A 12,813-nucleotide genomic window follows, 5' to 3' on the forward strand; every position below is an offset into this window, starting at 1 on the left:
ATACTACAGTGCAGATAGGTTGTATATGTGATTTCTAAAAGCGTCTTTTCTGTTCATAAAACAAAAAAACAGCCTCTAAAAAGACTGTTTTTCACTCTTCTATTGATTGATTGGTTCTCCATTGATAACGACTTTCTGAAAATCAGGAGAAACTGCATGCTCTAAAGATAAGGGATACGCCACTTCATCTATGACACAATCTTTCATTTTAAAATGAGTAACAGGAGAATGTGCGTATGCGGCTATTTTCACACCATATCGTCCGCCGCTGCTTTTGAGTCCTTCTACTTCAATATGACGTACAACAGGACGATGCGGACCAGCATCTCCTTCCTCATACATCATGTCGATACAGATCACTTCATGATTTAGACTTTTGACTGTATTGTTTTTAAAATAAATATGTTCAATCGTACCGCCTCTGACAGAGTTGGTTTTAATACGCAGTGCCCGATCAAGGTTTGGACTGTCCATTACGTTATCTTCTGCATAAACAAACTTTACCCCGCCAGAAATCTCGCTCCCGATCGTCACACCGCCGTGTCCATCCCTCATCTCATTTCTACGAATGACGATGTTTTCAGATGGAACCCCTATTCTCCGTCCATCCTCGTTTCTGCCCGATTTGATGGCAATACAATCATCTCCGTTATCAAAGTAACAATCTTCAATGAGCACATTCCGGCAAGACTCCGGATTGACACCATCTGTGTTTGGTCCATGCCCAATGATTTTAACGCCGCGGACGATGACGTGACTACTTAATACAGGATGAATTTGCCACATCGGTGAATCCTTCACTGTCACTCCTTCGATTAGAACTTGCTGACATTGGTATGGCTGAATAAAGCTCGATCTTAAATAATGGCCTTCTCCAAACACCCTTTCTTCTACCGGTATTCTCTTTTCCGCCATTTCAAACAAAAGCTGACGATCCCGATCCTGAGAGGGCTGGCCATTTGTCCCATACTTCCAAGGCCACCAATGATGCTCATCCCCTCTGCCATCAAGCGTTCCTGCTCCTGTAATAGCGATATTTTCTGCATGGTGTGCATAAATGAGAGGTGAATAATTATAAAGCTCAACCCCTTCATATCTTGTCAGTACAAGAGGCAGGTAATCCTTTGGGTCTTGGCTGAATGTTACATAGGCTTTCTCATGCAGATGAAGTTCTACATTGCTTTTCAATTCTAAAGCACCTGTCACAAACGTCCCTGCTGGGATCAGCACACGTCCCCCTTTCAACCGATGCGCATCATCGATGGCAGACTGAATGGCATTTGTAGATAACTCTTTCCCTTCCGCATCTGCTCCATAATGAACCACATTCAATTCACGATCTGGGAAATGCGGCGCTTTTATCTGCTTTAACACTTGATCGATCCCGTTTGCTTTTTTATCTTTCTTCCCTTGCTTTGCTAAACGAGCAATTCCGACTCCAGTTAGTACCGTTCCTGCTGTGATATACATCAAATTCCGTTTTTTAGACACTTTCTCATCCCCCAGTCGCCTTAAAGTGTGACACCTGTTTTGAAAATAGCCAGCTCTCTAAAATTGTTTTTTTCATGATTTAACAGCTTCCCACTCGCCACATCAATAACCGTTGAAATGAATTTTTCTAACACAACATCTTCCGGTACATCTTCAACCAGTTCTCCAGCATTAAAATCAATCCAATGCTTTTTTGTTTCATATAAAGCTGTGTTGGTCGAGATCTTCATTGTTGGCACAAACGTACCAAATGGTGTCCCCCTGCCTGTTGTAAAAAGCACCATTTGACAACCGGAAGCAGCAAGAGCAGATGAAGCAACCAAATCATTACCAGGTGCACTTAATAAGTTCAATCCCTTTTGTTTCAGCAGCTCCCCATATTTCAATACATCTTTAATATCAGAAGTGCCTGCTTTTTGTGTACAGCCAAGAGACTTATCCTCTAATGTCGAAATTCCACCAGCTTTATTTCCCGGGGAAGGATTTTCATATACCGGCTGTCGATGATCCAAGAAGTATTGTTTAAAGTCATTGATCATTTGCACAATATTGTCGAAAGTCGCTTCTGATGCTGCTCTCTCCATTAAAATCGTTTCAGCACCAAACATTTCGGGCACTTCTGTCAGCACCGTCGTTCCGCCTTGTGCGACAATAAAATCGGACAGTCTGCCTAAAAGCGGATTTGCAGTAATACCAGAAAATCCATCTGATCCTCCACACTTCAAGCCAATTTTCAGCTCAGATAACGGAATGTCTTCACGATGATCTTCTTTCGCCGCATCATAAATTTCCTTGAGTAAAGCGACTCCCGTCTCAATCTCATCTCCTACTTCTTGACTTCTTAAAAATTTCACTCTCGTACGGTCATATTCACCTAATGTGGACTGAAAATCCTCAATATCATTGTTTTCACACCCAAGTCCAAGAACAAGTACTCCTCCAGCGTTAGGGTGCTTCACCACATTTTGTAAAATGGTTTTCGTATTTTCATGATCGTCCCCAAGCTGTGAGCATCCATAATTGTGCTTTAATACGAGGGCTGTTTCAAAAGGATGGATGTTTCCACCCATTTCAGCGGTGAATATTTGGATCATTTGATCGGCGATGCCATTCACACATCCAACGGTAGGAACAATCCAAAGTTCATTGCGGATTCCGCTTTCGCCATTTTTTCGTTTATATCCTTTAAATGTAAGATTCGTTTTTTCATAGGGGTTTTCTGATAATGAAGGCTGGTATTCGTATTCTAGCTTGCCAGATAAATTGGTTTTAATATTATGCGTATGCACCCATTCTCCAGCAGAAATGGCAGTCACTGCATGACCAATGGGATAGCCATATTTGATAATATTCTCTCTTTGCTTGATATCAGCCAATGCAAACTTATGACCTTTGCCAACGGTCTCTTTTAAGATAATCGTCTGTCCTTGATGCTGCAGCTCTTCCCCTTGCTCCAATCCTTTTAAAGCAATACCGACATTATCTGAAGGTCGGATGACAATAAAGTCTTTCATGCCTTCTCCCCCTGGTTTTCATATTGATGAAGCATCATTTGGTGAACAGCCGCACTCATCCCGTGCTTCTGTATGAGGGTAAGCTGATCAGCTACAGCTTGACTCAATCCATTTACATCGGTTAAATCTCTGCCCCATAATGATTCGTATGAAAGGATCCTCGCTGCAACCGTTTCATTGGAACGGTTTTCCCAAGCTTCCTTCATGAGCGTGAGCACAGTTTCATCATCCTTTACCCTTCCTGCATGTGCTCTGTAGAAATAAATGAGACTGCTAAGTGAAAACACAAGTTTCATTGGCAGCTGTTTCTTTTGCTCGACATAATCAAGCAATGACGGAAGATTACGGGTTCGGAATTTGGATACCCCATTCAGTGCAATATCCAGCAATTGATGCTTTACAAATGGATTGCAAAAACGATCCCAAACGGATTGTGTATAAAGAAGAAGCTCATCTTGAGGAAGTTCAAGTCCTGGAAGTACTTCCTCCTCCAGCATACGCCGGATGAACGGACCAACATGCTCATCATCCACAGCTTCTTTTACAGTTTCTATACCGCATGAGTAAGCAATCGGCACCATCGCTGTATGTGCACCATTTAAAATTCGTACCTTGCTCATACGATAAGGCGCAATATCCTCTACAAAAAGAACATTTAACCCTGCTTCTTGAAAGGGGAGCTCCTTTTGTACGAAGGCAGGTGCTTCAATGACAAAAAGATGATAATATTCTGCCGTGACAAGCAATTCGTCAATATACCCTTCTTCCTTTTCTACGATTTCAGCCGCTTCCTTAGAGAATCCAGGGACAATCCGGTCCACAAGCGTATTACAAAACGTGTTGGCCTCTTTTATCCATGTCATAAACGCAGGCGGCAATTCCCACTCAGCTGCCATACTGATCACATATTCCTTCAATCGATCACCATTTTGTTCAACCAATTCACAAGGTAGAATGATCAGACCTTTCCGCTCATCTCCAGCAAAAGCTTTAAACCGGTGATACAAGAACGCTGTCAGCTTTCCTGGAAAACTGGCTTGTGGCCGATCCTCCAAACGATCCTCCTTTTTGAGCACAAGTCCTGCCTCCGTCGTGTTTGAGAAGACAAAGCGGAGATCCGGGTTTTCCGCTACGTGTAAAAACTCCTCGTAATCCGTATACGTACTAATTCCTCTGCTAATCGATTGGATGATCATACGTTCATTCATTTCTTGCCGGTCATGATATCCCTGAATACATAATGTGTACAAGCCATCTTGTTCATTTAAGGCTGACACTGATCCTTTTCGAGGAGGGACAACAACCGCTCTTCCTTTAAAATCTGTGCAGTCGTTCAGCTTCTGGATGTGCCAATTGATAAATCCTCGCATAAAATTTCCTTCGCCAATCTGCAAAATCGTTTCCGGATACTCAGGTGCCGGGTAAATGGCTTTTGATAATCGTTTCAAATGGATTCCCCTCTCCAAGTAAGATGCACACGTGAACATTTTTCTAAAAAGGTGCTGATTACTGCACCTTTTTAACTGAACCTCTGATCATCAGCTCTGTGTGAACATACACTTTTTCCATATGATCTTCTTCTTGCTCTTCACCGTTTATTACTGAAAGGATGGCTTCTGCTCCAAGTGCACACATTTTTTCAATCGGCTTTTTCACCGTTGTCAATGCAGGTGTGGTATAGGATGAAAATGCAATATCATCAAAACCAATAATAGAAATATCATTTGGACACGTTTTGCCTTTTGCAAATAAAGCATTCATTGCACCGATCGCCATGTCATCATTTGAGCAAAAGAGCGCTGTTGGTGGTTCATCAAGGGCCAGCAGCGATTCCATTGATTCATAGCCGCTTTTCATGTGATAATCGCCTTTCATCATATATTCTTTCTTCATAGGTATTTGGTGATCAATTAACGCTTGCAGGAAACCAGCTTTTCTTTCTTGAGTTGATTTAAAGCCTTCTTTCCCTTCAATGATGGCGATTTGTTCATGACCTTGCTGAATGAAATGGTGTGCAGCCTGGTAAGCTCCTTGACTATCATCTGCTAATATATTCATGACTTCATGACTTTCTACACGGCGATTCAGCACAATGATGGGAATGCCCTGTTTCTTCACATGATGGATAAACGCCTCATCGTGCTCGCTTTGACTCATGAGCAAAATGCCATCATAGCGTTGTTTATGAATGGTTGTATAATCGTGAAAGTCATCAATTCCTCTTACAAAGAGATTATAATACTCTGTCATGACGCTATTGACACCTTTTAACGCATCCACAAAGAAGCTTGAAGATGTGCCCTCTGTTAAACTCGTAAAAAACAGACCGATTGTAAATGATTTTTGTGATACAAGGCCTCTCGCATGGACATTCGGTGAATAATTCAGCTGTTTTGCAATCGACAAAATCTTTTGTTTTGTCTTCTCTTTAATAAAAGGACTGTTATTCAAAGCCCTTGATACCGTGGTATGAGAGACGTTTGCCAATTTTGCTATGTCTTTAATTGTGACTGTCATGCTATTCCGCCTTTTATGATTTTTTACCATCTTATCATAAAATCGCTTTCATTTTCTTCATGTCATTTTGTTCGGATGCTGGAGCTGCTTCGCCCGGTCAAATTGGAAATACTGTCTGGCATTTTCATAGCTGATTCCCTTCACGATTCCCCCTAACAGATCAAGATCATATGGAGCTTCCCCTTTTTCTACCCAATCTCCGATGATATCGCAAAGCAGTCTTCGAAAATATTCATGCCTTGTATACGACAAAAAGCTTCTTGAATCTGTCAGCATCCCAATGAAACGGCTGATCAGTCCAATACTGGATAGAGCCATCATCTGCTCTGTCATCCCTTGTTTCGTATCGTTAAACCACCAAGCTGTACCGTGCTGAATCTTCCCAGGTGCCGTTCCGTCTTGAAAGCTTCCAGCCAATGTGGCAATCACAACATTATCCCTTGGATTCAAGGAATATAAAATGGTTTTTGGCAGTGCCTGTTCTTGTTCTAAACGATCCAATATTCGGCAAAGCGGCTTGGCAATGTCTTCATCATTCATCGCATCATACCCTGTATCTGGCCCAAACCGCTCAAACATTTTCGTATTGTTGTTCCTAAGCGCATTGATATGAAGCTGCATCGCCCAGCCCCGCTCATAGTAAGCCTGACCAAGCTTAATGAATGTTTGTGTTTTAAATTTAATCTTCTCTTTTTCCGTCAATGCATGCCCAGACATTCTTTTATGAAAGATGGTTTCCACTTCTTCTTCCGTCGTTTCTTCAAACGTCATTTCGTTAATAGCATGATCTGAGATCAGGCAGCCCTGTTCATGGAAAAAATCAATTCTTGCACGGAGTGCTGTTAAAAAGTCTTGATAGGATTGGATTGGAGTAGATGAAGCCTCTGCCAGTTCGTGAACATACGCTGTAAATAGTTGATTCGTTATATCAAGTGCCTTATCAGGCCGAAATCCGGGCAGCACTTGCACAGTGAATCCTTCTTCCCGCAGTTTTTGATGATAGCAAAGCGAATCGACTGGATCATCTGTCGTCACGACTGTTTCAACATTCGATTTCACAATGAAGTCTCTTGCACCAAAACCCTCTCCTTGCAGCTTTTCATTTACTTTTTGCCAGATGATGTGTGCGGTTTTTTCGTTTAAAAGTTCCTCAACTCCAAAATATCGTCTCAATTCTAAATGAGTCCAGTGATAGAGCGGGTTTCCAAGGGTCATGGGAACAGTCTTCGCCCACGCCAGAAATTTCTCATAGTCTGAGGCATCCCCTGTGACGTGTGATTCTGGTATGCCGTTTGCTCTCATGGCACGCCATTTGTAATGATCTCCGTAGAGCCATGCTTCGGTGATATTATGGAAGGTTTTATTTTCATAGATTTCTTTGGGGCTTAAATGACAATGGTAATCTATAATTGGAAGGTCCTTAGCAAACTCATGATATAGCTTTTCTGCCGTTTGACTGTTGAGTAAAAACTGATCATCTAAAAAGGCTTTCATCAAACTCCCCCATCTCTCTTATAAATAAAAATGATTTGTTCACGTTAACAATTTTATTGTAATCGTTTACAAAATTGATTTCAATCCTAAAACAGGAAAAAACGATCTCCTTTAGAAAAGAAAATCGTTTTTTGGCTATTTTACAGGTGATGATTTTTTTAGGATAATCGCAATAGTTGTTCCAGAGCCTAGTTCACTTTCAACTTGAATATCACCGTCATGCAGCAAGACGAGCTCTTTTGCTATCGCAAGCCCGAGACCAGTTCCGTTCGTTGGATCATTTGTATTTGTCCCTCTGTAGTAGCGGTTAAATAGGTGATCCACCGTTTCCTGTGCCATTCCGCGGCCATTGTCTTTCATTTCGATCCGAACTTCTTCATCTGTTTCAGATAAAACAGCTGTAATATGAGTGCCTTTTTCGTTATGCTTCACTGCATTCGCCAGCAGGTTCTCAATCACTCGTCTGAACCAGGCTTTATCGATCTCAAATATGACACCATCTGTTTGATCTTCAAAGGTGGATGGATAATCCTCTGATGAGGAGCTTCTTGAGAACTCGTCCATAATGGAAGCTAAAAATTCACTGAGTTCAACCGGTTTCCGATTAATAGGCAGGGCGCCATTCTTCAATCGATACGTGAGGTTTAAATCCTCAATCAGTGTCGACATGTATTCTGATTTCTCACGAATCACTTGTCCCATTTCCATGACTTCTTCCTTGGACCATTGATATTGATCGGACTCAAGCATGAGTCCATAGCCGTAAATCGTACTTAAAGGCGTTTTCAAATCATGAGACAATCCTGCAATCCATTCTTCCCTTGTGGTTTGAATTTTTCTTCGGTTTGCTTCATTCTCTTTTAACGTATGTGTGAGCTGATCCATTGTTTTTAGGATATCCTCAAATAAACGGTATTCCCGCTTAATACGGCCTTTTTTATTTTTACTGACGGGAATTCCCTTTCTATTTGTTGGTTCCTGCAATTTATTTTTTGATAAGAAAATCAGCCAGCGAATAATGTGATAAATTGGCAGCCCATAGCGATACGAATACCATAATGTCATGACAATGATAATAGTGAGCGCAAGACCTGCAATTAAGATGGTTGTATATTGATTTAAAGCGTCTGTCTCTTTATCGTATAGCTCGTCTGGGCTGTATACTTTATTTGGTACCGAAACGATGATATACAGGTTTTTATTCACCTTCATATAAGTGAGGTCACTTCTAAACTCCCAGGGCTTTGATTGATACTTGAGCAATTCAACATCTGTTACGTTATGTTTCAAACTGGTGTTGGTTCGAATGCCTTTTAAATATTTTCCTTCTTCATTAAACAGATGAACTGATCCGTTCATTCTCTTCAGGAATTCTTTCGTTTCAACCGAATATTGAGATAATGCAGCCAAATTTTTCTCGTGCTGTTTCAGATAATTGGCTACCTTTGTGCTGTTCGTTTTGAACCCATATAACACAATAAAGCTTTCTTGATCAATCTCAACTGGCCAGAAGTACATCTTGTAATCTTTAAATTCTTTTTTTTCAAAGATCTTGATCATTTCATCCTTTTGATAGGATGTTGGAATGGATTTAGGGCGGTGATAGCTATAAACAGTATTCTTTTTTGAATCAATCACTTGCAGCCAGCCGTCTCGTTTTTTCACTGCTTGCTTGAGCTGATCGTCGGCTTCCATTTTCCCATCCTCGTTAAAATAAAGCCAGCTCATGAGTGTATCTCCATCAGCTTTTGTTAAACCGGTTTCAGCCATGTTCTCGTAGTGCTTTGTTAAATATAAATTATCAGAGAACGTCTGTCCGATCGTCAGAATGGCAATCACAATAAACATTTGTCCGACAAAGTGAAAGAAAAGTTTTGATCGTAAATTCATAAATTATTGAAGAACCTTTGCAGGGTGTGGTATAAATTTATATCCCATACCACGGATCGTCACAATATATTCTGGCTGACTCGGATCTAATTCGATCTTTTCTCTCAACTTTCGTATATGAACCATGACAGTGTTGTTATCACCATATGATGGGACGCCCCATACTTTCTCATAGATTTGATCTTTTGAAAGAACCACATTCGGATGATCACAAAAGTACTTCAGCAAAGAAAGAAGCTGAGCAGAGCATGCCGTCACCTCTCCTCTTACTTTCAATTCGGCTGCATGAGGATGATAGGAGAAATGGGCATAATGATATTGGCTTTGAGTGTCTTCTTGTTCCTCCTGTAAGGAGATATATGTTCGGTTTAGGTGAGCCTTAATTCTAGCCACTAACTCAAGTGGATTAAATGGCTTCGTGATATAATCGTCTGCCCCCTGCGCAAAGCCCGTCAGTTTATCGACATCAGACGTTCTTGCAGTTAAATAAAAAATAGGCGCTTTCGTTACTTTTCTGATTTCAGGTAGAACGTCAAAGCCAGATTTACCGGGCATCATCACATCTAGAAGTAAGAGGTGGATGTCCTCGTTTTTGACAACATCTAATGCTTCATCTGCATGGTAGGCTTTATAAATATGCTTGAATCCTTCTTTTTTTAATACGCGTTCAACCATTTTCACAATTGCTTCTTCGTCATCTGCAATCAATATTTTTGCTGTTTCCACGCATCTCTTTCCTTTCTAGCTATGATCTCTAACCGTATATTACCATTGTCTAAAGTAAAAAAGTACCTCTTTTCTGCATAAAAGCGAAAAAAATCAACTGGAGAAAATAGCAGCACTAGGAAGTTTCAAACACGCAAAAAAACCCGGCATCTGCACCGAGTTCCTTTACATCTATTATCCATTTACAGCTTCTAGCTTTCGTTCATGATTCATTAAATCATATGTTAAACAAATCGGCTTATTCGTTCTAGGATCAAGCACAATTTCTGCATCAATATGGAATACCTGACTGAGTACCTCTTTGGTCATGACCTCATGAGGCGTACCGTCTTTTATGACTTTCCCTTGATTGAGGGCAATCATGTAATGTGAAAAACGCGCCGCATGATTCAAATCATGGATGACCATCAACACAGTTCGCCCCTGCTCTCTATTTAAGCGTTCTAACAGCTGAAGAATCTCGAGCTGATGTGCAAGATCCAAATACGTCGTAGGTTCATCCAATAGGAGCAGCTCTGTTTCCTGGGCAAGTGCCATCGCAATCCATACTCGCTGGCGCTGTCCGCCGGAAAGTGCTTCAATTGGTCGATCATGAAAAGCGATCATTCCCGTTTCCTCAAGTGCCCATCTGATGATTCGTTTATCTTCATTTGATAAGCGACCAAACCCATTTTGATGTGGGAAACGTCCATATGACACAAGCTCATACACTGTCAGTCCACTAGGTGCTTCGGGTGTTTGCGGTAAGATCGCCATTTGTTTTGAAATTTCTTTTGTCGGCGTCTCATGGATAGCCTGGCCATTTAAATAAACAGCTCCTCGATTGGCCTTCATAATACGAGACATCGTTTTTAAAATGGTTGATTTCCCGCAGCCATTCGGTCCAATCAGTGTTGTCACCTTGCCTTTTGGGATACTGACATTCAAATCTTCTACAATCAAACGGTCTTGATAACCGATACAAAGCTTTTCTGTTTCGAGCGATTTCATATGTTGTCTCTCCTTCCTCATTAGTTCGATTTCATCAATAAGTAAATGAAGTAAGGTGCGCCTAAAGCAGAAACGACAAGGCCAACTGGCACTTCTGATGGTGCAAGTATGACGCGGCCAAGTGTATCCGCCAATAATAATAACAGCGCCCCAATTAACGCGGAGGCCGGTATCATTCCTTGATGCTTTGGCCCAACAAGCTTTCTCGCCAAGTGCGGTGCGGCTAACCCTAGGAAAGAAATACTCCCTGCAACAGCAACACTCGCACCAGCTAATGCAACGGCAATCAGCATGAACAAGCTTCTTTCTTTATGAACTGAAATGCCCAATCCATAGGATAGCTGATCACCCAAATTCATGATATTTAAATAGCGTGATCTGACAATCGCGAATATAAGGAAAATCACCATCCATGGTAGAACAGACAGGACATACGTCCAGCTCGAGCCATAAATACTTCCAGATAACCACACGATGGCTTGGTTAAAATCATTTGGGCTCATTTTTAACTGAATGACCACAATCGCTGCTGAAAATGCAGCATTCACACCAATACCAGTTAAAATCAATCGGAAAGGTGTGATGCCTTTTTTCCACGCTAACACATAGATAAGAAATGCAGCAAAGCCTGCACCTACGAACGCGAAAAGCGGCAGTACAAAAATCGTAAAGTCACCTAAATTCGCCATCGTGCCTTGAAATGCAAAAATAAATAGCACAACGGCAAAGCCAGCGCCGGCATTGACGCCGAGAATACCTGGGTCAGCTAAACCATTTTGAGAAACGCCTTGCCAAATCGCGCCTGATACAGCGATAGAAGCACCGACAAGTAAAGCGATGACCATTCTTGGAAGTCGGAATTCGAATAATACGAGCTCATCCATCTCACTTCCGAATCCAAAAAGTGTTTTCAATGTATCCATCGGAGAGATCCGAATTTCTCCGGTATTTAAACTAATAAGGAACACAGCTACGATCGCGAAAAAGATCATGAGCATCGTTCGTTGATATTTCTTTTTCTTTGCTTGCTGCACCATTTCCATTTAGATTCCGCTCCTTTCACGTCTAGCTAAATATAAGAAGAAAGGAACGCCTATAATCGCCGTGATGGCACCGACTGGCGTTTCAAACGGAGCGTTGACCAGCCTCGCAGCAATGTCTGCATAAATTAACAAAGTGGCCCCTAAAATAGCGGAGCATGGGATAATCCAGCGGTAGTCCACTCCAACCAAGAATCGAGTGACATGAGGGATCACAAGCCCGATAAAACCAATAGAGCCCGCTACCGACACGGCAGCACCCGTTAAAAGAATAACAACCAATACGCCAAGCACCTTGACCGTTTTCGTATACTGTCCAAGTCCTTTCGCCAATTCTTCACCTAAGCTCAGAACCGTGATCGAACGGGCAAGGATCATTGCAATGATTAGTCCTGCAATGGCAACTGGAATGATGATATGAATGTTGCTCCAATTCACACCTGCCACTCCGCCAGCATACCAAAAGCTCATATCTTGAGCGACGTCAAAACGAATGGCAATGGCTGAAGAAATTGAGCTCAAAAGTGCTCCAACCGCTGTACCAGCTAGTGCGAGTTTAACCGGAGTCAGTCCCCCTTTTGACATAGTACCGACACCAAATACAATAGAGGCACCGAGTGCGGCTCCAACAAATGACCAAAGAATTAATGTGAAAGAAGATTGGCCAGGGAAAAATGCTAATGCAATGGCAATCGCAAATGCGGAGCCATTTGTCACACCCATAATCTCCGGTGACGCCAGCGCATTTCTTGTCATTCCTTGCATAATGGCACCTGATACGGCTAAAAAGGCACCGACGAGCGCGGCTCCAACTGTGCGCGGCAGCCTCAATTCCCGAATGATTTGATGTGAAGTTTCTTGTGGATCAAAATGAAAAACGGCTTCCCATACAGTCTGTAGATGAATGTTTGCCGCTCCTAATGATACCGATAAAAAAAGACCAAATGATAAAGCGATGATTCCTATGATGATAACAGCTGCTGTTCCAAAAGGCTTCGTGACAATATCGATCGTATCATCGCTGGCTGGCAGCTGTTTATTCGATTGTGAGCCCAAAACCAGTCTCTTCCTTTCCGTTCATGTTTATTCTTTATTAGTGATAATGATTATCAATCTCGAAGTCTAGTATATCACTTTCTTTTCTTTTTGAA

General features: G+C 41.7%; 10 protein-coding genes. All 10 read right to left on the reverse strand.

The genetic code is table 11. The features are described 5' to 3' along the window. Positions 1-99: 99 nt before the first annotated feature. The gene (locus NSQ72_RS15090; protein ID WP_341084450.1) at positions 100-1,491 is read right to left on the reverse strand and encodes a glycoside hydrolase family 28 protein; all 1,392 of its coding nucleotides are present in this window, start codon (positions 1,489-1,491) and stop codon (positions 100-102) included. Positions 1,492-1,511: 20 nt separating this feature from the next. Next, positions 1,512-3,005 carry a UxaA family hydrolase gene (locus NSQ72_RS15095; protein WP_341084451.1) on the reverse strand — a complete coding sequence of 498 codons (1,494 nt, stop codon included), beginning with the start codon at positions 3,003-3,005 and terminating at the stop codon, positions 1,512-1,514. Then, positions 3,002-4,453 carry a tagaturonate reductase gene (locus NSQ72_RS15100; protein WP_341084453.1) on the reverse strand — a complete coding sequence of 484 codons (1,452 nt, stop codon included), beginning with the start codon at positions 4,451-4,453 and terminating at the stop codon, positions 3,002-3,004. Before NSQ72_RS15100 ends, NSQ72_RS15095 begins: the two co-directional genes overlap by 4 nt. A gap of 58 nt (positions 4,454-4,511) precedes the next feature. Beyond that, positions 4,512-5,522 (reverse strand): LacI family DNA-binding transcriptional regulator, encoded by a 1,011-nt coding sequence (locus NSQ72_RS15105; RefSeq protein ID WP_330545533.1) that lies wholly within the window; start codon positions 5,520-5,522, stop codon positions 4,512-4,514. Between the two features lie 57 nt (positions 5,523-5,579). Next, entirely contained in the window at positions 5,580-7,016 is a 1,437-nt protein-coding gene (gene uxaC, locus NSQ72_RS15110) for a glucuronate isomerase (protein WP_341084454.1), read from the reverse strand. Positions 7,017-7,151: 135 nt separating this feature from the next. Beyond that, a complete protein-coding gene (locus NSQ72_RS15115) occupies positions 7,152-8,906 on the reverse strand; it encodes a HAMP domain-containing sensor histidine kinase (protein WP_341084456.1) in 1,755 nt (584 codons plus the stop codon). Between the two features lie 3 nt (positions 8,907-8,909). Beyond that, positions 8,910-9,632: a response regulator transcription factor gene (locus NSQ72_RS15120; protein WP_059375037.1), complete on the reverse strand. Its 723-nt coding sequence runs from the start codon at positions 9,630-9,632 to the stop codon at positions 8,910-8,912. Between the two features lie 174 nt (positions 9,633-9,806). After that, a complete protein-coding gene (locus NSQ72_RS15125; protein ID WP_039181374.1) occupies positions 9,807-10,622 on the reverse strand; it encodes an ABC transporter ATP-binding protein in 816 nt (271 codons plus the stop codon). Between the two features lie 20 nt (positions 10,623-10,642). Then, the gene (locus tag NSQ72_RS15130) at positions 10,643-11,665 is read right to left on the reverse strand and encodes a FecCD family ABC transporter permease (protein ID WP_445285747.1); all 1,023 of its coding nucleotides are present in this window, start codon (positions 11,663-11,665) and stop codon (positions 10,643-10,645) included. Next, on the reverse strand, positions 11,666-12,718 hold the full coding sequence (locus NSQ72_RS15135) for a FecCD family ABC transporter permease (protein ID WP_039181376.1): 1,053 nt from the start codon (positions 12,716-12,718) through the stop codon (positions 11,666-11,668). Positions 12,719-12,813 lie beyond the last annotated feature (95 nt).

Origin of the sequence: Bacillus sp. FSL R5-0659 (assembly GCF_038008785.1) — a bacterium.
Lineage (GTDB): Bacteria > Bacillota > Bacilli > Bacillales > Bacillaceae > Bacillus > Bacillus safensis.

Bases quoted from the DNA above. Each gene is read 5' to 3' on its own strand.
- NSQ72_RS15125 (WP_039181374.1), bottom strand. From the start codon at position 10,622: ATGAAATCGCTCGAAACAGAAAAGCTTTGTATCGGTTATCAAGACCGT.
- NSQ72_RS15095 (WP_341084451.1), bottom strand. From the start codon at position 3,005: ATGAAAGACTTTATTGTCATCCGACCTTCAGATAATGTCGGTATTGCT.
- uxaC (WP_341084454.1), bottom strand. From the start codon at position 7,016: ATGAAAGCCTTTTTAGATGATCAGTTTTTACTCAACAGTCAAACGGCA.
- NSQ72_RS15130 (WP_445285747.1), bottom strand. From the start codon at position 11,665: ATGGAAATGGTGCAGCAAGCAAAGAAAAAGAAATATCAACGAACGATG.
- NSQ72_RS15105 (WP_330545533.1), bottom strand. From the start codon at position 5,522: ATGACAGTCACAATTAAAGACATAGCAAAATTGGCAAACGTCTCTCAT.
- NSQ72_RS15115 (WP_341084456.1), bottom strand. From the start codon at position 8,906: ATGAATTTACGATCAAAACTTTTCTTTCACTTTGTCGGACAAATGTTT.